The organism is Chryseobacterium sp. W4I1 (genome assembly GCF_030816115.1).
Taxonomy (GTDB): domain Bacteria; phylum Bacteroidota; class Bacteroidia; order Flavobacteriales; family Weeksellaceae; genus Chryseobacterium.
The window spans coordinates 4,507,175-4,531,211 of the sequence record NZ_JAUSXQ010000001.1; the positions used below are offsets into that span (position 1 = coordinate 4,507,175).

At 36.4% G+C, this 24,037-nt stretch carries 20 protein-coding genes and 1 pseudogene; 9 read left to right on the forward strand and 12 right to left on the reverse strand.

Annotated features, from left to right (window positions below):
* Nucleotides 1-40: 40 nt before the first annotated feature.
* Entirely contained in the window at nucleotides 41-1,378 is a 1,338-nt protein-coding gene (locus tag QF044_RS21030) for a dihydroorotase (protein ID WP_307271665.1), read from the forward strand.
* A gap of 268 nt (nucleotides 1,379-1,646) precedes the next feature.
* Here the strand turns inward: QF044_RS21030 and QF044_RS21035 are convergent, their stop codons facing one another.
* The 3 genes from QF044_RS21035 to QF044_RS21045 form a co-directional block, all read right to left on the reverse strand.
* Nucleotides 1,647-3,944 carry a GH92 family glycosyl hydrolase gene (locus QF044_RS21035; RefSeq protein ID WP_307271668.1) on the reverse strand — a complete coding sequence of 766 codons (2,298 nt, stop codon included), beginning with the start codon at nucleotides 3,942-3,944 and terminating at the stop codon, nucleotides 1,647-1,649.
* Between the two features lie 78 nt (nucleotides 3,945-4,022).
* The gene (locus tag QF044_RS21040; RefSeq protein ID WP_307271671.1) at nucleotides 4,023-4,706 is read right to left on the reverse strand and encodes a response regulator transcription factor; all 684 of its coding nucleotides are present in this window, start codon (nucleotides 4,704-4,706) and stop codon (nucleotides 4,023-4,025) included.
* A gap of 16 nt (nucleotides 4,707-4,722) precedes the next feature.
* Nucleotides 4,723-5,970, reverse strand: coding sequence for a sensor histidine kinase KdpD (locus QF044_RS21045; RefSeq protein ID WP_307271673.1), 1,248 nt, complete (start codon nucleotides 5,968-5,970; stop codon nucleotides 4,723-4,725).
* A 170-nt stretch (nucleotides 5,971-6,140) separates the two neighbouring features.
* Between QF044_RS21045 and QF044_RS21050 the strand changes: the two genes are divergently transcribed.
* From QF044_RS21050 to QF044_RS21070, 5 genes are all read left to right on the forward strand, one after another.
* Nucleotides 6,141-6,308 carry a hypothetical protein gene (locus tag QF044_RS21050; RefSeq protein WP_307271676.1) on the forward strand — a complete coding sequence of 56 codons (168 nt, stop codon included), beginning with the start codon at nucleotides 6,141-6,143 and terminating at the stop codon, nucleotides 6,306-6,308.
* 1 nt (nucleotide 6,309) lies between these two features.
* Nucleotides 6,310-6,552 (forward strand): DUF1573 domain-containing protein, encoded by a 243-nt coding sequence (locus QF044_RS21055; protein ID WP_307271679.1) that lies wholly within the window; start codon nucleotides 6,310-6,312, stop codon nucleotides 6,550-6,552.
* A 292-nt stretch (nucleotides 6,553-6,844) separates the two neighbouring features.
* Nucleotides 6,845-7,726, forward strand: a complete 882-nt coding sequence (locus QF044_RS21060) for an SDR family oxidoreductase (RefSeq protein ID WP_307271682.1) — start codon at nucleotides 6,845-6,847, stop codon at nucleotides 7,724-7,726.
* Nucleotides 7,727-7,812: 86 nt separating this feature from the next.
* Nucleotides 7,813-10,011 (forward strand): M1 family metallopeptidase, encoded by a 2,199-nt coding sequence (locus tag QF044_RS21065; RefSeq protein ID WP_307271684.1) that lies wholly within the window; start codon nucleotides 7,813-7,815, stop codon nucleotides 10,009-10,011.
* Nucleotides 10,012-10,336: 325 nt separating this feature from the next.
* On the forward strand, nucleotides 10,337-11,164 hold the full coding sequence (locus QF044_RS21070; RefSeq protein WP_307271691.1) for an endonuclease/exonuclease/phosphatase family protein: 828 nt from the start codon (nucleotides 10,337-10,339) through the stop codon (nucleotides 11,162-11,164).
* Between the two features lie 7 nt (nucleotides 11,165-11,171).
* Here the strand turns inward: QF044_RS21070 and QF044_RS21075 are convergent.
* Together QF044_RS21075 and QF044_RS21080 are read right to left on the reverse strand one after the other, a co-directional pair.
* Nucleotides 11,172-11,856, reverse strand: a pseudogene (locus tag QF044_RS21075) (response regulator transcription factor).
* Entirely contained in the window at nucleotides 11,846-13,165 is a 1,320-nt protein-coding gene (locus tag QF044_RS21080; protein WP_307271693.1) for a sensor histidine kinase KdpD, read from the reverse strand. The pseudogene QF044_RS21075 and the gene QF044_RS21080 overlap by 11 nt, the downstream one beginning before the upstream one ends.
* A 506-nt stretch (nucleotides 13,166-13,671) precedes the next feature.
* Between QF044_RS21080 and QF044_RS21085 the strand changes: the two genes are divergently transcribed.
* The 3 genes from QF044_RS21085 (at nucleotide 13,672) to QF044_RS21095 (ending at nucleotide 18,013) form a co-directional block, all read left to right on the forward strand.
* Complete coding sequence (locus QF044_RS21085) at nucleotides 13,672-14,793, forward strand: carboxypeptidase-like regulatory domain-containing protein (RefSeq protein ID WP_307271696.1); 1,122 nt, start codon at nucleotides 13,672-13,674, stop codon at nucleotides 14,791-14,793.
* Between the two features lies 1 nt (nucleotide 14,794).
* Complete coding sequence (locus QF044_RS21090; protein WP_373462690.1) at nucleotides 14,795-16,045, forward strand: outer membrane beta-barrel family protein; 1,251 nt, start codon at nucleotides 14,795-14,797, stop codon at nucleotides 16,043-16,045.
* A gap of 102 nt (nucleotides 16,046-16,147) precedes the next feature.
* Nucleotides 16,148-18,013, forward strand: a complete 1,866-nt coding sequence (locus tag QF044_RS21095) for a M1 family metallopeptidase (RefSeq protein ID WP_307271697.1) — start codon at nucleotides 16,148-16,150, stop codon at nucleotides 18,011-18,013.
* Between the two features lie 53 nt (nucleotides 18,014-18,066).
* On the opposite strand, the gene QF044_RS21100 is transcribed toward QF044_RS21095, so the two are convergent.
* The 7 genes from QF044_RS21100 to QF044_RS21130 all read right to left on the reverse strand — a co-directional run bounded on the left by QF044_RS21100 (nucleotide 18,067) and on the right by QF044_RS21130 (nucleotide 23,943).
* A complete protein-coding gene (locus tag QF044_RS21100) occupies nucleotides 18,067-19,071 on the reverse strand; it encodes a zinc metalloprotease (RefSeq protein WP_307271701.1) in 1,005 nt (334 codons plus the stop codon).
* Nucleotides 19,072-19,466: 395 nt separating this feature from the next.
* Complete coding sequence (locus tag QF044_RS21105) at nucleotides 19,467-20,474, reverse strand: zinc metalloprotease (protein WP_307271705.1); 1,008 nt, start codon at nucleotides 20,472-20,474, stop codon at nucleotides 19,467-19,469.
* A 249-nt stretch (nucleotides 20,475-20,723) separates the two neighbouring features.
* A complete protein-coding gene (locus QF044_RS21110; protein ID WP_307271707.1) occupies nucleotides 20,724-21,365 on the reverse strand; it encodes a response regulator transcription factor in 642 nt (213 codons plus the stop codon).
* Nucleotides 21,362-22,033: a sensor histidine kinase gene (locus QF044_RS21115; RefSeq protein ID WP_307271710.1), complete on the reverse strand. Its 672-nt coding sequence runs from the start codon at nucleotides 22,031-22,033 to the stop codon at nucleotides 21,362-21,364. Before QF044_RS21115 ends, QF044_RS21110 begins: the two co-directional genes overlap by 4 nt.
* 771 nt (nucleotides 22,034-22,804) lie before the next feature.
* Nucleotides 22,805-23,344, reverse strand: a complete 540-nt coding sequence (locus tag QF044_RS21120; RefSeq protein ID WP_307271712.1) for a hypothetical protein — start codon at nucleotides 23,342-23,344, stop codon at nucleotides 22,805-22,807.
* A 252-nt stretch (nucleotides 23,345-23,596) separates the two neighbouring features.
* Nucleotides 23,597-23,749, reverse strand: a complete 153-nt coding sequence (locus QF044_RS21125) for a hypothetical protein (RefSeq protein WP_307271714.1) — start codon at nucleotides 23,747-23,749, stop codon at nucleotides 23,597-23,599.
* Between the two features lie 17 nt (nucleotides 23,750-23,766).
* Entirely contained in the window at nucleotides 23,767-23,943 is a 177-nt protein-coding gene (locus QF044_RS21130) for a hypothetical protein (protein ID WP_307271716.1), read from the reverse strand.
* Nucleotides 23,944-24,037 lie beyond the last annotated feature (94 nt).

The following is a 24,037-nucleotide window of genomic DNA, read 5'->3' on the forward strand; positions in this document are numbered from 1 at the left end:
TAAAACATAAAATCTTAATTTTACCGGGAAATAAATTGAAATGAAAGTTCTTATAAAAAATGTAAAGATCGTAAACGAAGGCAGGACATTCGAAAGTGATATTTTAATACAAAATGACCTTATTTTTAAAATAGGATCCAATATTTCTGAAGAAGCAGACCAGATCATAGACGGTTCAGGAAAATATCTTTTGCCGGGTGTGATTGATGACCAGGTGCATTTCAGAGATCCGGGCCTGACACATAAAGGTGATATTGAAAGTGAATCAAGGGCTGCCATTGCTGGTGGAATAACAAGCTTTATTGATCAACCGAATACGGTTCCCAATGCGGTTACCCAGGAATTATTGGCTGATAAATATGAAATTGGTTCTCAGAAAGCATACGCCAATTACGGTTTTATGATGGGTGGAACGAATGATAACCTTGAAGAAGTTTTAAAAACCAATCCCAGAAATGTTCCGGGAATTAAATTATTTTTAGGTTCTTCTACGGGAAATATGCTGGTAGATAATCCTGAAACCCTGGAAAATATTTTCAGCAGCACCAAAATGCTGATTGCTGTTCACTGTGAAGATGAAGCGACTATAAAGGCCAATACTCAGAAATACCTGGATGAATATGGAGAAGATATTCCTGTAAAATTTCACCATTTGATCAGAAGTGAGGAAGCCTGTTACAAATCTTCTTCCAAAGCAATTGAATTGGCAGAAAAAACGGGAGCAAGACTTCACGTTTTCCATCTTTCAACGGCAAAGGAAACAGCATTATTCAGAAATGATATTCCTTTAAAGGATAAAAAGATTACAGCAGAAGTATGCGTTCATCATCTAACATTTACCAATGATGACTATGAAACGAAAGGCTCTCTGATCAAATGGAATCCTGCTGTAAAAACGCAGAAAGACAAAGACGGACTTTGGGAAGCGCTTCTTGATGGTAGAATTGATGTCGTTGCTACAGATCATGCGCCGCACACAGCTGAAGAAAAGCAGAATACATATACAAAATGTCCTTCTGGCGCTCCTTTGGTGCAACATTCATTGCCTGTGATGCTGGAAAACTATAAAACAGGAAAAATTTCTTTAGAAAAAATTGTTGAAAAGATGTCTCATAATCCTGCCATACTTTTCAGAATTGAAAAAAGAGGTTTTGTAAGAGAAGGGTATAAGGCAGATCTGGTTTTAGTTGATTTAAATGCAGACTGGACAGTTGCTAAAGATAACCTTCTATATAAATGTGGCTGGAGTCCTTTAGAAGGAATGAACCTGCATTCTAAGGTAACCCATACTTTTGTGAATGGAAACCTGGTTTATGATAATGGGAAGATTGCAGATGAAAAATTTGGGGAGAGATTACTTTTTGAAGTTGGCGAGTAATTGAGAATAGAAAGATAAAATGAAAAGGGCAATGTGTATCAACATATTGCCCCTTTTTGTTTTTTTTGATTATTGATGCGCAAAACCACCCCGTCAAAAATTCTTTGAATTTTCGCCACCCCTCCAGAGGAGGGGAATTTTGATCCGACGAATTGTAGGTGTCAAAGTTTTTCAAAAAACTTAAGTGCTCTTTCTATGCGCAATGTATCAACTTAAAAATAATTTAAGTGTCCAAAAATATTTTGGAACTTTTGTGATGGAAGAAAAACTATTTTTTCGCTTTATTACTCATATAGAACGTCAGTTTTCCACCAGCCACGATTTCAGAATGTTTTAGATTGAAATTTTTAATCTCTTTTCCATTCAGAAGAATTTTTTCAACATATACATTCTTTGAACTTTGATTTATGGCTTCAATTTCAAACGTTTTCCCATTTTCCAGATTCAAAATCGCATTATCCACAGCCGGACTTCCGATTGCATAATCTTCTGAGCCCGGTGCTACAGGGTAAAATCCTAGTGAGCTTAAAATATACCACGCACTCATCTGTCCTGCATCATCATTTCCGCCGAGGCCATCCGGTGTAGCTTTGTACTGCATCTCTAAAATACGACGGATCTGGGCCTGGGTTTTCCAGGGCTGTCCTGCCCAGTTGTAAAAATAAGCAACATGGTGAGCCGGTTCGTTTCCGTGAACGTATCCGCCGATGATTCCTTCCCGGGTTATATCTTCTGTATCTGAGAAAAACTCATCCGGAAGATGCATAGTAAACAATTCATCCAGTTTTGAAGCGAATTTTTTCTTTCCGCCCATCATTTTCATTAATTCATCCGGATTTTGGGGAACGAAAAAACTGTAGTTCCAGGAGTTTCCTTCAATAAAGCCCTGTCCGTGAGTGCTTAGTACATCGAAATCTTTTTTAAAGCTTCCGTCTGCCAGTCGGGGACGCATAAAACCTGCTTTTGGGTCAAAATTATTTTTCCAGTTTTCAGAACGTTTGATGAATTGGTTATAAATTTCAGTTTCGCCTAAATGTTTTGCCAATTGGGCAATGGCCCAGTCGTCATAAGCATATTCCAGGGTGTTGGAAACTGATGTTCCACTTTTCTCGGCAGGAATATAGCCATTGTCGATATAGTATCCGATTCCTTCATAATCTCTTTTATTGGCTGTTGCGATGCAGGCTTTCAGTACTTCTTTTGGATCACCTGTATAATTTCCTTTGATAATGGCATCTGCAGCTACACTTACACTGTGATATCCGCTCATGCACCAGTTGTCATTGGCATAATGTGACCAGATTGGAAGCATTTTCATAGAGAACTGATCATAATGGGCCATCATGGATTTTACCATATCATTATTACGTTTCGGCTGGATGATATTAAAGAAAGGATGAAGTGCCCGGTACGTATCCCAGAGTGAAAATGTTGTATAGTTCGTGAAATCTGCTGTCGTGTGTATGTTCTGATCCAAACCTTTATATTCCCCATTGCTATCCATATAAGTGGTAGGGCTGATGAAAGTATGATACATTGCAGTATAGAAATTCGTTTTTTCTGTTTCTGAGCCTTTGATGACAATCTTATTCAGTTCTTTATTCCAGTTTTCCTGGGCCTTAGCTTTTATCTGATTAAAAGAGAGGTTTGCGGTTTCTTTTTCAAGGTTTTCCAATGCATTGACTTGGCTCACCGGAGAGATAGCCAGTTTTACTTCGACAGCTTCATTTTCTTCAGTGTCGAAATCAAAATACATTTTCAGGTTTTTGCCTGCGATCTCGGGAAAGTTTTTTGTTTGGTCAAATTTTCTCCAGAATCCATTATAGACCTGCTTCCCATCATAGTTTTTCTGTCCGTATGATTTAAAAGGCTTTGAAAACTTCATAGCGAAATAAACGGTTCTTGTCCTTGCCCAGCCGTTAGTCTGGCGGTAGCCTGTTACTGTACCATCATTTTCTACACGAACGTAAGTCCACACATTTTTGCCTTCGTAATTGTAAATTCCTGCGGTAAGGTCTAAAATAATATGTGCCTGGTCAGATTTTGGGAATGTATACCGTTGAACTCCGGTTCTTGTGGAAGCTGTCAATTCTGCCAGAATGTTGTGATCATCCAGTTTTACTTTATAATATCCCGCTTCTGCTTTTTCATTCTCATGAGAAAATCTACTTCTATAACCACTTTCAGGATTGGATGCTGTTCCCGGATTTAGCTGTAGTTTCCCCACGGTTGGCATAATTAAAAAATCTCCGAGATCAGAATGTCCTGTTCCGCTGAAATGTGTCGAGCTGAAGCCTACAATGGTCTTGTCTTCATATCGGTATCCCGCACAGTATTTATAAACTTCACCATTGTATTTTCCATTAAGTTCATACGAGATTGTATCCGTTTCAGGACTCAGCTGTACAGCCCCGAAAGGAACAGTTGCGCCGGGATAGGTGTGGCCCATTTTTTCGGTACCTATTAATGGATTTACATATTGAATTAATTTTTCAAATTTTTGAGCTTTAAGATGTAAACTGAAAAATAGAAGAAAAAGAAAAACAGCAGTTCCTGATCTTTTCATAGATAAATATATTTTTTCGGAGAGTAAATTTAATTAATTCAAAAACAATAATGATTTATCGCTTGATTGATTTAAAATTTATTGTTTTTCAGAAAACCGAAAACCTATTCCGTGTAGATTTTCGATTAAAATACTTTCGTCATCTGCAAATACTTTCCGCAGTCTGGAAATAAATACATCAAGGCTTCTTCCCATAAAATAATCATCATCGCCCCAAACAACCCTTAGGATGTCCTGTCTTTTTAGCACTGTATTTTTGTGACGGATAAAATAGAAAAGCAATTCGGATTCTCTTTGGGTAAGAGTAATGGTATTTTCAGTATCCTGTAAAGTATAGTTTTTTGGATCGAAACTGTATTTCCCTACTTTATATTGCTGCGGTGCGCTGTTCATTTTCTTCCTGCGTTTCAGAAAAACCTCGATTTTTAAAATCAGTTCCTCAATGCTGAAAGGTTTTACGAGATAATCGTCTGCGCCAATTTTAAGGCCTTTAATTCTGTCTTCTTTTAAAGTTTTTGCAGAAATGAAAATAATGGGGATCTCGGAATTTTTATCACGAATGTGCTGTGCCACTTCAAAACCGTTCATTTCGGGCATCATAATGTCTAAGAGGCAGATATCAAAACTTTGGCTGTTGAATGCATCCAGCGCCGATTTGCCATCAGAATAGCAGTCGATTTCATAAAAAGCTTCCAGGCTGTCCTGGATCAGGAAAGCTATTGTCTCGTCGTCTTCTGCATATAAAATTTTGGATTTTTCCATAATGTGGCTTATTATTTCAAAAGGGTAAAAACAGCGTAATGGTAATTCCTTTATCCAGATTATTTTCAACTGAAATTTTCCAGTTATGTTGCTGAACGATTTTTTTTACATAAAATAATCCCAGTCCAAAGCCGTTAATTTCATCACTTCTATTGGCTGCTACCCTGTAAAATTTATCAAAAATATGAGGAATATTTTTAGAAGGAATACCCATCCCGTTATCTTTAAACTTTAAATATAAACCTTTTGAATCTTTAAATGCTGAAATGAGGATATTTGGGGTTGTATCACAATACTTGATGGAGTTATCCAGAATGTTGTAAATGATATTGGTAAAATGAAATTCATCTGCAATTATTGAAATACTGCTATCAATATCTACCTTAATAGAGACATTTTCATTCTTTTGGCGTATCGTGTTTACAATTTCTATGATAAAGGGCAGTAAAACTATTTTCTGAGGTTTTAAAGATAGTCCGGAAGCATCGTTTCGGGCAATATTCAGTATTTTTTCGACGTGGTTATTCAGCTTGTAGCTTTGCTTGGTGATGATGGAAGTATAAGTCTGCAGTTTAGGGTTTCCCTGAATGATATCTTGTTTGTTGAGTGCTTCTGAAGCTAAAAGTATTGAAGAAAGAGGAGTTTTGAACTCGTGGGTCATATTATTGATGAAATCCCGCTGCAGTTCCGAGAATTTTTTTTGCTGAATAATAGTATATATAGAATAAACATAGATCAGGAGAATAATAATAAGTGCTGCTGTAAGCACATACCAAAATCTTAATGAGCTGATCAGGTATGTGGTTTTATCAGGGAAACGTATAGAGAAATAGTAGACAAGGTTTTTATGCTTCGGGAAATTAATAACTTTATCACTTGGCGGTTCCTGATTTTTTGACATGTATTTCCCATAGATCATCTTATCGCTGTGGCAATTGTATAAAGCATATACATAATCTGTTTTGATCTGCAGACGGTTAAATTCTGTTTTCAGATAATATTCCAGCATGGCAGGATGAAAATCATTATTGATATTAACCACGTAATAATCGTTGGAAATGTTCTGTACCGGGCTTTCAGTAAAGGAGGTCTTTCCGCCGGACAATTTTTCTACCACTTCAAGCAGGGCAATATTAACGGTTTGGTTAAATTTTTTATCTTCAAGATTATAGGCCTGCCGGGTCCACAAAAGCTGGGCTATCAGAATTCCGATAATAGCAATCAACCCGAGCGTTATAATAATATTGAGCTTTTTTATTTCCATCTTTCTCAGGCAATATTATCCAAAAATATCTATTTATCTTTCATCATTAACAACTTGTTAACAAATGTTTGATAGCAGTTAACAAGTTGTATCAATAATCGGCTTTACATTTGTCATATCGGTAAACAATTACCAACTCCTTAGAATTTTTAACTATTAAATTTATACTTATGAAAAAATTGAAAATTTCAGCACTTCTTGCAGTTTTGGCATTCTCTCCGTTCTATGCCAATGTATTTCCTGCTGATGCTATTCCAGTAGTAAAAGTAATGGCAGATGCTATTAAATGGAAATCAGAATCCATTGATGTAGGAAAATATTCCTCAGGGAAAACCTAAAGTGATCAGATTTGAATTTACCAATACTTCTTCAAAGCCTATCGTAATTGAAAATGTGGCACCTTCATGTGGATGTACAACTGCAGACTATACTAAAACTCCAATCCTTCCAGGGAAAAAAGGTTTTGTAGAAGCAAGCTATAATGCAGCGGCAGCAGGAGCATTTATGAAAACAGTAAATGTAACTACCAGCGATAGCAAAACTCCTAAAACACTTTCATTTAAAGGAGTAGTGGTTTCATAATAAACCTTTGAAGACCTGATGGTCATAATAATATAACAACCTTGTCATTCGTGGCAGGGTTGTTTTTTATGCTCTTTTCTGGGGTTAAGCAGTTTATGGATATTGAAGGATACTTCGAAATGTCATATAGCATAAGATTAAGCTTTGCATGAAAAAGCAGACATCTTTTTTTTAACCTTTGGACAAGTTCTCTTTATCTTAAGTTGTATACTATTTATAACATTATTATTTATCCCATTATTTTAAATGGGATGAATTCAATATTTAGTATTTTTAGGAAAAATAAAATCATATGAATTTATATACACAGCCCATGCTGCGCGAAGGTGCATTAGAAGGTAAAGTTGCGATTGTAACGGGTGGCGGAAGCGGCCTTGGAAAAGCAATGACCAAATATTTTCTTGAACTGGGAGCAAAAGTGGTGATTACTTCCCGTAACCTGGAAAAACTACAAGGAACTGCAAAAGAATTGGAAGAGGAGACCGGTGGAAAAGTTCTTTGCGTTGCCTGCGACGTGCGAAACTGGGATGAGGTGGAAGCAATGAAAGAAGCTGCCTTGAAAGAATTTGGAAGAATTGATATTCTACTGAACAATGCTGCCGGAAACTTTATTTCGCCGACAGAGAGACTGACGCATTCTGCTTTTGATTCTATTTTAGATATTGTTTTAAAAGGGACAAAGAACTGTACACTTTCTATAGGAAAGCACTGGATTGATTCTAAAAGTCCTGGAACAGTGCTTAATATTGTGACCACTTATGCGTGGACGGGATCTGCTTATGTGGTTCCTTCAGCGTGCGCGAAAGCAGGAGTTTTGGCTATGACCAGATCTTTAGCTGTTGAGTGGGCAAAATACGGTATCCGTTTTAATGCCATTGCTCCGGGGCCTTTCCCTACCAAAGGAGCTTGGGACAGACTGCTTCCGGGAGATCTTCAGGAAAAATTCGATATGAAAAAGAAGGTTCCTTTGAGAAGAGTAGGAGAGCATCAGGAGCTGGCCAATCTTGCGGCTTATCTGGTTTCAGATTATTCCGCTTATATGAATGGTGAAGTGGTGACCATAGACGGTGGCGAATGGCTTCAGGGGGCCGGAGAATTCAACATGCTTGAAGATATTCCAAAAGAAATGTGGGATGCACTGGAAGCCATGATCAAGGCAAAAAAAGCAAATTAAATTAAATTTTTATAAAATGAACCCGGACTTGTAACGATTCCGGGTTTTTTTATAACTTATCAAAGAAATAGTATAAATTATTCCAAATGAATTATAAACTTCCAAGCCTTGTTGCAGCAGCGGCAATCTTCCTGTTTTCAGGGTCTGCATTAGCCCAGGAAAGCCCAAAATACAGTTATGTAGAGGCGTTCAAACCTTTTTTCTATCCTCAAACGGGGACAGAAACACGTTCTGCAAGCGGACAGCCGGGACATGCTTACTGGCAGAATTCAGCAGATTATGATCTTAATATTAGCCTAAATGATGCTAAAAATGAAATAACCGGTACGGCCGATATTACCTATACTAATAACAGTCCTGACCAGATGGGTTTCCTGTGGCTGCAGCTTGACCAGAATTTATTTGCGAAAGATTCCCGTGGCAATGCAGTAGTTCCGGCATCAGGAAGTAGAAATGGTGCTCACGGTGAAGAACTGGACGGTGGCTATAAAATTAAATCTGTAAAGTTTGATGGTAAAGATGTAAAATATACCATTACGGATACAAGAATGCAAATTGACCTTCCAAAAGAGCTGAAGGCAAAAGGTGGCGTAGCGAAAATTAAAATTGAATATTCATTTGTTTCTCCGGAATACGGATCTGACAGAATGGGGGTTCAGAATACGAAAAACGGGAAAATATTTACCATTGCCCAATGGTACCCAAGAATGTGTGTCTACGATGATGTAATGGGCTGGAATACCCTTCCTTATGTGGGGGCTTCAGAATTTTATCTGGAATATGGTCATATCAATGCTAATATTACTGTGCCGGCTAACCATTATGTAGTTGCTTCGGGAGAACTTCTGAATTATAAAGAAGTATATAGCAAAGAAGAAAATAACCGTTGGGAGCAGGCAAGGAACAGTGATAAGACCGTTATGATCCGTCCGGAATCTGAAATTGGGAAGAACCAGGCTTCAGGAACCAAAACCTGGAAATTTAAAATAGATCAGGCGCGTGATTTTGCGTGGGCTTCATCGCCGGCATTTATTCTGGATGCTGCAAAAATAAATCTTCCAAGCGGTAAAAAATCTGTAGCTATATCAGCTTACCCTTCAGAAAGTGCAGGTGAAAAAGCCTGGGGAAGGTCTACAGAATATACAAAGGCAGCTATTGAGCATTATTCTCAGAAATGGTATGAATATACCTATCCGGCTGCAACCAATGTAGCAGGAAATGAAGGCGGAATGGAATATCCGGGAATCGTATTCTGTCATATGAATTCTGCAGGGGAAGATCTTTGGGGCGTTACCGATCATGAATTCGGGCACAACTGGTTCCCGATGATCGTAGGTTCCAATGAAAGACTGTTTGCATGGATGGATGAAGGCTTCAATACTTTTATCAATGAGCTGTCTACACAGGCCTTTAACAACGGAGAATATTATACAAAGAAAAGTATTGCCAAGACCGGAAGTTTTATGATGAGTGACAATATTGAACCCATCATGGTAGGACCGGATAATATGAAAGAAAGAAGCATTGGGGTGCTGGCTTACTTTAAACCGGGAATGGGGCTGCAGATTTTGAGAGAAACTATTCTTGGTCCTGAAAAATTTGACAAAGCTTTTAGAACCTATATCGACCGATGGGCTTTCAAGCATCCTACACCTTGGGATTTCTTCCACACCATGGAAAATGTGTCCGGTGAAGAGCTGAACTGGTTCTGGAGAGGCTGGTTCATGAACAAATGGAAGATTGATCAATCTGTTAAAGATGTAAAATACGTAAATGACGATTTTAAAAACGGAGCTCAGATCACTGTTGAAAATCTTGGTCAGCTGCCAATGCCTACAACTGTTCAGGTGAAATTTAAAGACGGTACAAAACAGATTGTGAAAATCCCTGTTGAGGTTTGGAAACGAAACACAGAATGGCTGTTCAAATTAAATTCAAATAAAGAGATCAGTGAAGTAATGCTGGATCCGGATGGGATGATTCCGGATGTTAATTCGGCGAATAATATTTGGCCTTCAGCACAGACGAAGCCAGTCGATAAGATTAATACAAAAGATTTTGCAGGAACCTATTCTACTAAGAGTGCTCCTATCAAACTGGTTTTTGCAGATAAAAACGGACAGCTTTACGCTAAGGCTGGAAATCAGCAGGAATTTCCTCTGCAATACGCAGGTGACAGTCAGTTTACTTTTGAAGAAGCTGCTATAACGCTTGTATTCAGTAAAGATAAAAAGACTGTTGTTTTTAAACAAGGTGGGAGAGAGTATGAATTCAATAAAGAATAAAATTCAGCTTTAATTCCTATTAAAAAACCTAAACTTCATGAGCTTGAAGTTTAGGTTTTTTTGTTGAAGTAAAAAGAAGATGGAAGATGGAGGTCAGAAGATGGAGGCACTATTGGATCTCCAGGTCAACAATCGTCACTAGTAACATATAAATAATCAAATTTAAAACTAAGCTAAAACTAAAATTGCTTCTTTCGGCTACCTTAACTTCCAACTTCTCACTTCCAGCCTCCTTTCTTACAAATTAACAGTAATGTATTTCCAAACCTTCACCTCCTCTCAGAAAGATGTTTTATTTTTGTTGATCTAATTTACAATTATGGTTATGAATTTCAGATTTTCAATGGTATCCTTAATGCTTTTTGCATTGGGATTTTCGCAGGATCTTAAAGTGATGAGCTTCAATATCAGGCTGAACGTAGCATCAGATAAAGAAAATGCCTGGACAGAAAGAAAACAGGATGTTGCAGATCTTTTAAATTATTATCATCCCGATTATTTAGGAGTTCAGGAAGCACTTCCGGAGCAGATGAAAGATATCAAGGCCGGGCTTAAAAATTATGATTACGTAGGAGTGGGAAGAGATGATGGGAAAGAAAAAGGAGAGTTTTCTGCTATTTTTTATGATACGGAAAGACTTCAGGTGGTAAAGTCCGGGACGTTCTGGCTTTCCGAGACACCCGAAAAACCATCCCGGGGATGGGATGCAGCGCTTAACAGGATCTGTACCTATGCCATTTTTAAAGACAAAAAATCAAAAAAAGAATTCTTAGCCCTGAATCTTCATTTTGATCATATCGGAAATATAGCGAGAGTAAAATCTTCCGAGCTTATTCTGAAAAAGATCAAAGAAATCAATCCTAAAAACTTACCTGTAACGCTGAGTGGCGACTTTAATTTAACGGATGACTCTGAGCCTATAAAAATTCTTTCACAGAATCTGGATGACAGCTTTTATCATTCCGAAACAAAACCTTACGGTCCAAAAGGAACATTTACAGGTTTCAACGTCAATGAAATTCCTAAAGACAGAATCGATTATATTTTTGTAAAAGGTTTTAAAATAAAATCCCAGAGACATATCAATGACAGAAGAGACAATCTGCTGTATCCATCGGATCATTTCCCGGTTTTAGCAGAGCTTTCTTTTTAATTCAGGATCAGTTTACCGGAAAATCAACTTCAAATCCAATTCCTCTCAGGGATTGGATTTTTATTTTAGGGTCGTGAACGAAGTATTTTCTCAGCCTGCTGATAAATACATCAAGACTTCTTTCCTGTAAAATAATCATTGTTTTCCCAGATACTATCCAGAATATCATCTCTTTTGATCATGGTACCATTATATTTCAGAAGGTACAAAAGCAGTTCCCGTTCCCGGACCGTAAGCCGTATATCTCCTTCCGGATGAGAAAGCAAAAGCTTTTCAGTATTCAGAGAGTAGCTGCCGATCTTGATTTGGGGAGAAACTGCTGGCTGGGTTCTTTTAAGGATATTTCTGATCCTCAAAACCAGTTCTTCCGGATCGCAGGGCTTGGCAATATAATCGTCAGCTCCTATTTTCAGTCCCGTCAGGCGATCTATCTTCTGATTTTTGGCGGTCAGGAAAAGCAAGGGGAAATTATTTTTCTCCTTTAAAATTATTTTAGCTAAAGAAAATCCGTCAACAGAAGGCATCATAATATCCAGAATACCAATATGAAAAAGAAAATTTGTAGACAAAAGATCAATGATATCTTCAGGGTTCTGAAACCATGCCACCTCGAAATCCTCCAGTTCAAGATACTGCTTCAGGATCATTCCGAAATCCGGGTCATCTTCTGCCAAAAGGATCTTAGTTTTCATAAGGGATAGATATTTTAAAGGTGGTACCTGCTTTGGGACGGCTGGAAACATCTATGTTGCCATGATATTTCGTGACGATCTTTCTAACAAAATAAAGTCCGAGACCTAAGCCTTTGGTATTATGAATATTATTGGACTGAACCCTGTAAAATTTTTCAAAGATATTCTTAAGCTCTTTTTTCTCTATGCCATAACCATTATCAGAAACTTCAATCTCTGTATTTTGCTGATGCTGAACAATGCTGGTCTTTACAGTAGAAGCTCCATATTTTACGCTGTTCTCACAAAGATTTTTAATAACTGTTTCCATAAGATTTTTATCAAAAGGAAGTTTCCTGGTGGTCTCATTGCAGAGCTCAAATTGTACTTTAGGATAAGTGAAAGTAAGATCCTGAATAAAAAAAATCCAATCTTCAGGCTTAGTTCCCAATGGTTCTACGTCCATTTCATCTTTATGGAGCTGTAGCATAAGATTTTCCAGACGGGTAATCTGGCGGTCGATCAAAGGTAAGGTTTCCGGGTTCCATCCTTTGGCGAGCGTTTTTGAAGCAATTTTCAGAGTAGCAATTGGAGTCTTGAACTCATGCGAGATATTGTCTACAACTGTATGTAGAACTTCCACTTGTTTTTGCTGTTGGATCAAATTTTTCACCGTAAAAATATACAGTATCAAAACACAGGCAAGTATTGCAATACAACACAAAAAGAGCAACGTGAGTTCTTTAAATACGATACTTTTAATATTTAATATTTCAAAATCAGTTTGACTTTTGACATGAAAACTATTATTTTTTATGATTTTATGGTCATTATCTGAGGTAGATTGTGACGTGGTTTCCCAATTCCCAGTATTTGAAATGCCTGCTTTTACGACTTTATTTCTTGTTTCAAAAAGGGTAATAGGTTTATCGATAAGCTGTGTTTTAGTAGGAAGAAATATAATGGATAAATATTGAACCCTTACTGCAACCTGATATCCCTCTTTTTTAAATTTATAATCAACGTAATTACTGAATTGATCCTGAGTTTTTTTCCTGCTTTGTTCAAAAAGATCGAGAAACTTTTTTTTGCTGATCTCCCTGCTATTATATCGTATAAAAATATACTGCAATGAGTCATCGGATACCTTTTTTAGTTCTCTTTTATCTTCAAGGTCATCCGTAAATCTTGTAAGCTTACTGTGTACGTCTCTATAAATTTCACGCTCTTTTACCTGATAGGTCTTATACATAAAATAAGCCTGAATCCCCAAAAGAAGCATGAATAAAGCGGCAAAGACTGCAATAAGATTTTTACTTTTCAAGATCATAATAACAAATATAAAACTTTAGGATCTCTTCAACAGCCACTCACTCTTCATTAACCTTTCATTAACCGAAATTCTTAGATTAAATGCTCAGTTTTGTACAGCTGATTAAAGTCTTATTGAAGAGATGCGAATTCCAGGAGATTATTATAATTGAATGGACTTCCAGGTCTAAACTTTATAGCAATGTTTAGGAAAATTTTATTTATAAGGAAAATATAAGAAACACGAATGTTGAAATACAAATAATATCATCGTAACCTATATCGCCAATCTGCCATATTCGTAATTTAATTATAAGTATTGTCGTAAGACTCAAATAGAATTCTATTTGAGTTTTTCTTTTGTTTTAAACTTTATTAACGCTTGAATATCAGTAATACAGACGTTAACCCATCTTTAACCTTTCATTAACCGAAATTCTTTGAATCAATACGGATTTTTGTACCAGGATTCTGTGACGGCCCTGCACTGTTTCAGAGGAGTATTTATTATTAAAAAAATTAATCATGTATAAATTTCTGATTTTTCTATTCTTCCCAATTTTGATGTTCTCGCAACAGCAAAAAATTGACGGAACGGTAGTTAATATGCAGAATGAAAAACTTCCATTAGTCTCTATTGAGGTTTATAATTCACAAAATGCCCTAATAAAAAAGATCATGACCAATGAGGAAGGAGCCTTCACATTGGAAGGTATTTCAGAAAAGGAGGTGAAATTAGTGGTCAAAGATCTGGAATATGCCCAATTTGAAAAAAAGCTGGACCTTGATAAGCAAGACAAGATCTTGCAAATTGTTTTGAAAAAAGATATCAAAGAGATTCAGGAAGTGGTCATGACAAAACAAAAACCGGTGGTTAAAAGAAAAATAGACAGGCTGGAATTCAATGTGGAAAACAGTAATATTTCTTCGCTCAATGCCTGGGAAATTCTCAAAAAAACACCTGGAGTTACATCAGGTAATGATGTGCTGGCAATTAAAGGAAGCCAAAGTATCTTGGTTACCATTAATGATAAAAAAGTAATGCTGACAGGTGATGAGCTGAAAAACTTACTGGAGAATACCCAGGGTGATGAGATAAAGTCTGTGGAAGTCATTACCAATCCCCCTGCAAAATATGAAGCTTCAGGAAGTGCTGTTTTGAATATTGTCATGAAGAAAAATAAAATAGAAGGCTATCGTGGCATTATTTCTTCCAAATATGTACAAAGCCAATATGCAAAAGGAGTGGCGGGAATTTCTCAATATTATAAAAAAGATAAACTTTCTCTCATGGCAAGCTATTATCTTGGAAGTGGAACCTACTATAGGGAAGGTACCGATCACGTAAATTATATAGAAGATCAAACAGAGTGGGTCAGTATAATGAATAGAAAAGACCGTAATAAAAGTCAGAATAGCCTGAATTTTAATATGGAATATGAAATTGACAGCCTGACAAATGTAAGTCTTAATTATTCAGGTTTTTTTAGTCCGAAATCTTTTGGTACCTATAGCGTTCCGACATTGATTTATAATAGTCAAAATGTTGTAGAATCTGATTATTTCACTATCAATGATCATCAGTCGAGGTCTATCAACAATTCGTTGAGCTTTCTGGTGGATAGAAAATTAAGTAAAAAAAAGTAAGCTGTCATGGACGAATTATTTCGCCGGAAATAATGCCCGGAAATATCAGAATGTAATTACCTATCTTAATTTTGCCAACCAGGCTCCGGGAGACAATAACTTTATAACCCATGACCAAAGTAATGTTCAGCTGTATTCTACACAGGCAGATTATCAGTGGAAAAATGATCAATGGGAAATTGAATCCGGGGCAAAATACAGTCTTGTAAAAACCAATAGCCAGCTGGATTTTTCTGATAATGAAAATGGGCAACTGCAATACAGAGCTGATAAAAGCAATGCTTTTGATTACAAGGAACATAATTTCGGATTGTATTCTTCCCTGTCTTATAATCCCGGTAAATGGAATTTTAAAGCCGGATTACGAGCAGAAAAAACAGATCTTGAAGGAATTGTTTCCGAACCTTATGAAGTGAACAAGAATAAATATTGGAAATTATTTCCTACCCTGTATGCACAGTATACCACAGGAAATAACCATCAATTTGGATTGTCTTACGGAAAGCGTATAAGCAGACCCTCTTATTCATGGCTGAATCCTGCAAAGTCTTACTATAACCTGTTTTCTTATTTTCAGGGAGATCCAAAACTGAAGGCGACTATTATTCATAATCTTAATTTTACCTACACCTGGAAAGAATGGAATCTTGATTTTTATTACAGAAAGGAGATTTATCCCTCAATGGAAATTTCTTTTCAGGAACCCAGCACCAACAATCTGATTTATCATTTCACGAATATTGAAAAAGGCCAGGCTTATGGATTCAGTTTATATAAAAACTTTCAGATCAAGCCCTGGTGGAGTTTAAGCCTTTCTGAAAATGTTGAACATAATGAAAATTATTTTATTGGAGTTGATGATTTGCTCTATAAAAATAAAATATGGAATTTGTCTTCAGATATTTCTACAAGCTTTACATTGGACAAAAACAGTGACTGGAAGCTTGAAATTGGTCATCGGTACAATTCGCCATCTATACAGGGAACTTTCAGGATTTCCGGTTCGTCAACAGCTTATCTGGTGATGAATAAGAAGTTCTTTAATAAAAAGCTGGATGGAAGCCTTTTCTTTAATGATATTTTTAAAACATCGAAGGAAAAAATTAGTACAAAATATGCCAATCAGGATAATTATTTTCTGGATTACCGTGATACCCAAAGTATTTCAGTTTCGTTGAAATTTAATTTCGGAAATCAGTCTGTGAAAAATGCCAGGACGATTAAGAAAGCAGAAGAGCAGGATAGGTTATAAAAAATTAAAAACTAATAACCATAAAAACATTATTATAAAAGAAATAACCGCTCTGTGCTACATTTTCGCTAATTTTGATATTTATTTTTTAAAATTAGAGATATGAAACGATTTCTTTACGTCCTGGTAGCAGCTGTTTCCATCCAACAGATTTCTGCACAGGAACTGTATATGCCAAGAAATATAAAAAAAGCGCATGAAAAGGGAACCCGGGAAACTTCCGGAGCGCCGGGAAAGAATTATTGGCAGAATAAAGGAATATATAATGTAGAAGTAAAGGTGGATGCCGGAACCAAAGTAGTTTCAGGAAAAGAAACGATCCTGTACAGTAATAATAGTCCGGATCAGCTTCAGGAGCTGGCGATAAGATTTGTGAACAACCTTCATAAGCCGCAATCTCCAAGATCAGGATCTGTATCAAAGGATTTCCTGTCTTCAGGTCTTCATATTAAATCTTTTGCTGTAAACGGCGAAAAATATGCAGTAAACAGTGATGACTGGGGAACAGTAGAAAAAGTAAAATTAAATAAAGCACTTAAATCCGGAGCTAAAGCTGAGGTGAAAATAGAATGGGAATACCCGCTTTCCGTACAAAGTGGGAGAGAAGGGCAGATAGATCCTCAAACCTTCTATGTAGCTTATTCTTTTCCAAGAATTTCAGTTTATGATGATTATAATGGCTGGGATATGCTTCCTCATTCCGACAGACAGGAGTTTTATAATGACTTTAATGATTATAATTTTGCTATTACTGCACCGAAGAATTTCGTAGTCTGGGCTACCGGGGATTTCCTGAATCCTGATGCCGTGCTTCAGCCTGAATATTTAAAAAGATATAAAGCTTCTCTTAAAAGTGATAAGCTGATTCATATTGCTTCCGAACAGGAAATGAGTTCTGGAAAAGTAACGAAACAGAACAAATGGAATGTCTGGAAATTTAAAGCCAGTCATATTACAGACTTCTGTTTTGCATTAAGCAGCCATTATGTCTGGGATGCGGCAAGCGTTCAGTTAAAAACCAAAAGAGCCAGCGTTCAGGCCGGATACAGGGCAGGTGCAAAAGATTTTGAACATTATGTAGAATGGATGCGCTATAATCTGGATTGGTTCTCAAAGAACTGGCCCGGAGTAGAATATCCTTATAATGTAATGACCGCGATTCAGGGGTATGCCGATATGGAATACCCAATGATGATTAATGATACCAGTATTCCAGATGATCTTCGGGATGCAAGGCTTACTGCAGATCACGAGATTGCCCATACTTATTTCCCTTTTTACATGGGAATTAATGAAACCCGTTATGCATTTATGGATGAAGGCTGGGCTACTACATTGGAATACCTGATCGGTATTGATGAAAACGGTGAAGCTGCCGCTAAAGAATTTTATAAAAACTTCCGTGTCAAAAAATGGATCAAAGACCCCTCTGCCGAACAAGATCAGCCCATTATTACCATGAGTACACAGGTAAGCGGAGCCGGATACGGAAACAATTCTTATGTAAAAGCTTCCCTGTCATACCTTGCTTTGAAAGATTATCTTGGAGATGAACTATTCAAAAAAGCACTTCGTCATTATATGGATAACTGGAACGGGAAGCATCCTGTGCCATGGGATTATTTTAATTCTATGAATACAGGATCCGGGAAAAATCTGGATTGGTTCTTTCAAAACTGGTTTTATACCAATAATTATATAGATTTAAAAGTTACCGGTGCTTCACAGCTTAATGACCTTCTTACGATCAATGTTGATAATGTAGGTGGATTTGCCATTCCTTTTGATGCTGTTTTAAATTATGAAGACGGATCTGTTGAGAAGCTTCATTTCTCACCTGCGCTGTGGGAAAAAAATCAGAAGCAGGCGGACCTCGCTATTCCTATTAAAAAGAAAGTAAAATCTGTAGAGTTGGATGGCGATATTTTTATGGATTATACCCCTGAAAACAATAAGAAAACTTTATAAAAGAAAAGCCTGAACAGAAAATTCAGGCTTTTTTATTGAAATCGATTTTTTTTTTAGTAAAGTCTTAATCCGGATCTTGCTCCTGTAGAAGCAACTACCGACTGAACTCTTGCTTTCTGTCCTGCTGAGAACATAAACATCGCAGCATCATCTACATAATCCATATAGTTCATGAACATTACAGATCTTTGAACACCACTACATGTGTTGTATAATGGATACGTTGGTTTTCCATAATTTTCAGAAGTCTGTGTAGGAGTATCTGCAACCTGGTCATTACCACAGCTTGCATCTCCCCAGATATGTCTAAGATTTAAATAATGCCCTACTTCGTGTGTTGCGGTTCTTCCTAAATTAAATGGTGAAGCGGCGCCGGTTTTTCCAAAGTATGGAGCGGCTATAGCAACACCGTCATTCCATAATCCTGAAGATTCAGGAAATGTAGCGTATCCAAGAATAGTTCTTCCCTGGCTTGTCATTTTACTTACCACCCAGATGTTTAAATAATTTGCCGGGCTTGTAGCATCAATTCCTCCTTTGGATGCTTTCTTCATATCATCATTGGTTGCCCAGCCTGTTTTAGTTGTTGCTTTTCTTATGGTATTTACTAACCTGAATTTTACCTTCGTATCACCAGCGCCTACAGGCTGGAATTCAGCAGGGATTTTGCTTGCATCAGTGTTTGTTCCTCCATAATCAGCATTCAGAACATCAATTTGCTCAGCGATTCTTGCGTCAGATACATTTTCTGCAGCAGTTTTATATAATACATTGACCACAACCGGAATTTCTACAGTGCCGTCTGCAAGAACTTTTCCAAGTTTTAATTCATTGGCGAATTTTTCTGTATTGGCTTCAAGCGTTACAAATTTCTGTCTAAGCTGGGCATCGTTTTTTAATGCTTCCTGCCTTACCTCTTCAGAGGCACAACCCCTTTTAAACATATCACCTGAAGAGACATCTTCCTTCGCTGGGTTTTCACTTTGGTTGGTCATATTGTCGCTGTTACAGGCCGACATGAAGCTTAATACAATTGCTCCGAATAATAATTTTTTCATAAGCTGTTATTTTCTATGATTTCTGACGGTGAATTTATATTATTTAAAGTTATTATGCAAGATGTTTTCTGTATTTTATTAAAAATAAATCAATGATTATATTTATTTATTATGTATTTAATATTTTATTTATCGAAATAATGAATTGTTGCTAATTTTAAAAATTGTGAATTTATTGAATTATTTTTTAAAAAATGTAGCGTAATTTTAATCTGTACATATTTTATGTAAATTATTTTATTTATTATTAAGCTAATAATAAGATAATTTTAATAGGTAGTCTCTTTGAAACAATCTTTCTGATATTTTAATCTTATAAATAATATGTAAAATAAAAATAGCCTGAATTAAAATTAATTTCAGGCTATTTTATTTAAAGTTAATTAGAATGTATTTTATCTTAATCCTGCTCTTGGACCGGAAGCAGCTACTACAGCCTGCATTCTTGTCTTTTGATTGGCAGAGAACATTACCATTGCTTTGTCATCTACATAATCCATATAATTCATAAACATTTGAGAACGACTTACTCCGCCGCAAGTTCTGTTTAATGGATATGATGGAACACCATAGTTAGGACCGGGAGAAGTTGGAGTGTCATTAGAATAATCAGTCTGACATCCAGTGTCTGTAGATCCCCAAAGGTGAGGTAAGTTCAGGTAATGACCTACTTCATGAGTAACAGTTCTTCCTAAATTAAATGGAGCAGAAGCACCTGTTTTTCCAATATACTGATAGCCTATTGCAAGACCGTCATACCAAAGTCCTGCAGATTCAGGATAGTAGGCATATCCTAATGTCCCAGCTTGTCCATTCGCATCAAGAATAGAATTTACTACCCAGATGTTCATGTTCTTAGTGGCATCAGTAGCATCAATGCCTCCTGTGCTGGCTTTCTTCATTTCGTTAAGGTTAGATTTCCAGCCTGTTTTTGAATTTTGCTTACGGTTGGTAGCAACCAGTTTGAAACGGATTTTCACATCACCAGCAGTATAAGGCTGAAATGCTGCCGGAGTATTGGAAACATCAGAATTTGTAGCACCATAATCTGCATTCAGAACAGCGATTTGTTCTGCAATTCTGGCATCAGAAATATTTTGAGCAGAAGTGTTATAGATCACATTAAAAACAACCGGAATTTCAACTGTTCCGTCTGCAAGTACTTTACCCATTGAGATATCTCTGGAGTAATTGTCGGACTGCAATTGGTTGGCATTAAATCTGGCTCTTAATGCCGGATCATTTTTAAGAGCTTCTTCTCTGATTTCATCAGATGGACAGGCTCTTTTACTTGCCACCTGCACATTTTGAGATTCAGCTTCTGCAGGCTCATTTACAGAGTTGACGTCGTTATTACAGGAGGCCAGAAATAAAATAACGGCTCCAAAAAGAACTTTTTTCATAATATATATTTAATGGTTTGGTCTGCTAATATATAGTATAAAAAATTAATAGACAAAATATTTTACAAATATTTATTTATTATATAATAAAACAGTTTTGTTGTTAGATATTATTCATTTAATTCTTTGTTTTGTTGAATTTTAATCATATCACTACTGTGTGTTTAAATATTTACTATATGATTTGTTTTATTTGAAAAAAATTATACTTAGTGCGAAATATGGTTTATATTTTTAACGCCACTCATGTTAGCCGGCGAACCCATTTTTAATGGCAAAAACAGCCAGTCCTACACGCGTTTTTAAGTCCAGTTTATCGCACAGCTGGTCACGGTAGCTTTCAACAGTTCTGGGACTGCAGCACATTCTGTCTGCTATTTCCTTATAGCTCAGTTCGGTTACGGTATATTTCAGGAATTCTCTTTCGCGGTCTGAAATTCTTACGGTAGTTTCAGTTTCCTTGTCTTTATTAAGGTTGGAAAAGATAATTTTTGAGGCCCATTCGGGATAGAAAAATCCATCGGAGTTTAATTTAGTTAATGCCGTTTCAAGATCCTTTGGATGGGTATTTTTCAGTAAATAACCTTTAGCGCCGTTTTTAATCATTTTGATCACACTGTTGTCATCACCCTGCATGCTTAAAGCCATCACTTTGATATCCGGATGATGTTTCGAAAGCCAGGCTGCTGTTTCAAAGCCGTCCATGATCGGCATACTGATGTCTAGCAGGATAATATCCGGAATGGTACTTTTTTCTTCAAGTTTTTGGATGAGGTCCTGGCCGTTTTCACAGACATAGATCACTTCAAATTCACTGAAATTTCCAATGATTCCTTCCAGTGCCTTGGCGATAAGAATGTGATCATCAACGATCACGATAGTTTTTTTCATGGCTGTTTTTTTAAGATAATATTAAGTGTAGTTCCTTCATTTTTTCTGCTTTCAAAACTGAAATCGGCACCTATAATGGCGGCCCTGTTTTTCATATTCGTCAGGCCGATGCCGTTGGATTTTATATCGTTGCTGTCGAAGCCTGTACCGTCATCTCTGAGGTCGAGTTCCCAGAGTATCTCCTCCGAAGTGTTCAGTTTAATAAAAATATTTTTGCAGCCGGAATGTTTGATGCTGTTCTGGATAAATTCCTGCGTAATTCTTAGGAGAACATTTTTATGTACAAATCCAAGGTCAAGCTGTTTAAAATTGTGCTCAAAAGTTACATGGCATCTTTTAAAAGCATTGGTATTGTCTGCCTCTTCCTGGATTAAAGTTACAATTTCCTTTTGATTTATATTGTCATCTGTGAGTGTCTTGGAAAGGCTTCTGAGATCCTGTAAGGACTGGTTGATGATCTGTGAAACCTGGTCGATCCTTTCACTCACTTCCGGTACTTTGTTTTCATAAAGGAGCTGTTGTGTATAAAGGCTTACCAATGTCAGTTTCTGGCCGATATTGTCATGAAGTTCACGGCCTATCTGCTGCATGGTAGCCTGCTGGATTTCAAGCTGGGTCGCCAGGAGTTCACGCTGGTGAACTTCATTTTTTATTTCAATTTCATTCATATACTCTCTTTTGCGCTGTTTGTATTTACGGATATAAATCATCACGGCAATGACAAACAATACAAAAAAAATATTGAATAGTATAATGGTTATTATGAGCTCCGTTTTCCCCATATGAATGAAATTGAAAATAAAAGATACATTATAATTCCGGATACCAGAAAATAATTAAAATACATATCCCATAATTCTTTATACTTGGCTAAAAGGCTGAAAAATGTCCAGAAGGGCAGAGTTCCTATATAAAATAAGGTAACTCCCAGATTGATATAGAACATTTTATTTTTGCTGAAGTTTAAAATTTCAGTGGAATTGATCTGTTTATAATATTCCATAATAACCAAAACCATCAGTATAAGACACCCAAATGTATAATTGAAAGAGAAAATTATTTTTTTTGTAGTAAAAAATATTTCACTGGGTAAAAATGACAATAAATAAAGGAATGATAAGGCATAAAAAAGTTTTGGCTTCTCTAATGATTTTGCTGCATAAAGCCAATAAAAGAAAAGAAACTCAATGGGAATTACAAAATAATTGAAAAATTTCGGTTTATCGTATTCTATAAATAGGTATCCCCACTTTCCCATGACCTCACACAGAAACATAAGAATAAGATAAAAAGAGAAGTACTTCCAATAATCGTCTTTATTACTACGATTATAGTAAATTAGCGATATAATGGCAGCGAGTCCTTCTACCCAGATAAGGGACTCCTGAAGTATCTTCTGAAAATCAGTCATATAAATTAAGGTAAAAATGAATTATTAATTAAGGAAATTGTTCAGCATTTGTATTATGTGGTGGAGATAAAGTCCCATGGTTTTCCGCAATCGTTTCCGGTTTAGTTGGATGGCTTTTTTTTCCTGCCATGGCTAATACTGATTTTCCTTCAAGTGGACTGAAATCGTAGTTAAGGAATTCACCTGTTTCGTCTTCTTTTTTTAAAGTAGGGACCATAACCAGAGTATGTCTTTCTGCATATTCTTTTTCTACCGGATGACTTTCCATAATTGCCCAGTCTTCCGCTTTTGGATAGGCTGCGTAATAAAATCTGATCCCTAAATCTTCTTCAGAAACTCCTGGATTTACATGTTGAGCTTCACTTTCGATACAGGCAATAAATTTTTTGAGTTTAGGAAGATCAAACCAAATGGCATGAGCATCAGTAAATCCTAATTCTTTATTAACCACCTGCATTTGATTGTTTCTATAATTATTGATCAGATTCTGAACAAGCTCAATAGTAATAGTATTTTTACCTGAATTGTCATCAGATGCTCCCGCCTCTAAAGTAGATGTTGTTTTCATAACGTTAGTTTTATAATAGAATGTTAGTTAGTAGTGCAAATCTCGTAAAAATTTCAAGGTAAACGAATGTGTTTTTTCCTGTTTATTTTCCGTGTTTTTACGGATTGCAAGATAGGCTGTAAAACAATAAGTCCCCAAAATAATTTGGGAACCCTGTAGCTGTATTCTATAATAATCCTATTCTACTTCCGGACCATTAATTTATATTTCATAAAAAATAAAAAACCGGAGATTTTCTTCTCCGGTTGTATCTTAAATGCAAGGGTATTTTTTGCGATCCCTACAAATATTTCCTGTAGAACAGCAGAGACCCATGGGGCAATTCATGTCGATGTCGCATTCTATGATTTCAGCCGATACACCACCGCTGATTTTCTTTAAATCATTTCTTTTTAACTTTTTCATAATGATAATTTTAAAGGTTAATCAATAAGGCTGGGTCTGCATTCGATTTGTCCGCAATTGATGTCGATCTGTGAACAATGTTCTGTAGCGCACGTTCCGCTGGTAGAGCCGTCAGGATAAATTAATATGTTGCAACTGCAATCAATTTTTCCTCCTAAAATAGTTTTCAATGAACTTCTTTTTAACTTTTTCATACTGATTTTGTTTTAGTTAGTAATTTTTATGAGTGATAAATGTAATAATATTTCACATGATTATGATAAAAAAACAATAAAAAAATAAGTGATG

Excerpts from the sequence above, each read along its gene's own strand:
- QF044_RS21030 (WP_307271665.1), top strand. The coding sequence starts at position 41 with ATGAAAGTTCTTATAAAAAATGTAAAGATCGTAAACGAAGGCAGGACA.
- QF044_RS21035 (WP_307271668.1), bottom strand. The coding sequence starts at position 3,944 with ATGAAAAGATCAGGAACTGCTGTTTTTCTTTTTCTTCTATTTTTCAGT.
- QF044_RS21040 (WP_307271671.1), bottom strand. The coding sequence starts at position 4,706 with ATGGAAAAATCCAAAATTTTATATGCAGAAGACGACGAGACAATAGCT.
- QF044_RS21045 (WP_307271673.1), bottom strand. The coding sequence starts at position 5,970 with ATGGAAATAAAAAAGCTCAATATTATTATAACGCTCGGGTTGATTGCT.
- QF044_RS21050 (WP_307271676.1), top strand. The coding sequence starts at position 6,141 with ATGAAAAAATTGAAAATTTCAGCACTTCTTGCAGTTTTGGCATTCTCT.
- QF044_RS21060 (WP_307271682.1), top strand. The coding sequence starts at position 6,845 with ATGAATTTATATACACAGCCCATGCTGCGCGAAGGTGCATTAGAAGGT.
- QF044_RS21065 (WP_307271684.1), top strand. The coding sequence starts at position 7,813 with ATGAATTATAAACTTCCAAGCCTTGTTGCAGCAGCGGCAATCTTCCTG.
- QF044_RS21070 (WP_307271691.1), top strand. The coding sequence starts at position 10,337 with ATGAATTTCAGATTTTCAATGGTATCCTTAATGCTTTTTGCATTGGGA.
- QF044_RS21080 (WP_307271693.1), bottom strand. The coding sequence starts at position 13,165 with ATGATCTTGAAAAGTAAAAATCTTATTGCAGTCTTTGCCGCTTTATTC.
- QF044_RS21085 (WP_307271696.1), top strand. The coding sequence starts at position 13,672 with ATGTATAAATTTCTGATTTTTCTATTCTTCCCAATTTTGATGTTCTCG.
- QF044_RS21095 (WP_307271697.1), top strand. The coding sequence starts at position 16,148 with ATGAAACGATTTCTTTACGTCCTGGTAGCAGCTGTTTCCATCCAACAG.
- QF044_RS21100 (WP_307271701.1), bottom strand. The coding sequence starts at position 19,071 with ATGAAAAAATTATTATTCGGAGCAATTGTATTAAGCTTCATGTCGGCC.
- QF044_RS21105 (WP_307271705.1), bottom strand. The coding sequence starts at position 20,474 with ATGAAAAAAGTTCTTTTTGGAGCCGTTATTTTATTTCTGGCCTCCTGT.
- QF044_RS21110 (WP_307271707.1), bottom strand. The coding sequence starts at position 21,365 with ATGAAAAAAACTATCGTGATCGTTGATGATCACATTCTTATCGCCAAG.
- QF044_RS21115 (WP_307271710.1), bottom strand. The coding sequence starts at position 22,033 with ATGAATGAAATTGAAATAAAAAATGAAGTTCACCAGCGTGAACTCCTG.
- QF044_RS21120 (WP_307271712.1), bottom strand. The coding sequence starts at position 23,344 with ATGAAAACAACATCTACTTTAGAGGCGGGAGCATCTGATGACAATTCA.
- QF044_RS21125 (WP_307271714.1), bottom strand. The coding sequence starts at position 23,749 with ATGAAAAAGTTAAAAAGAAATGATTTAAAGAAAATCAGCGGTGGTGTA.
- QF044_RS21130 (WP_307271716.1), bottom strand. The coding sequence starts at position 23,943 with ATGAAAAAGTTAAAAAGAAGTTCATTGAAAACTATTTTAGGAGGAAAA.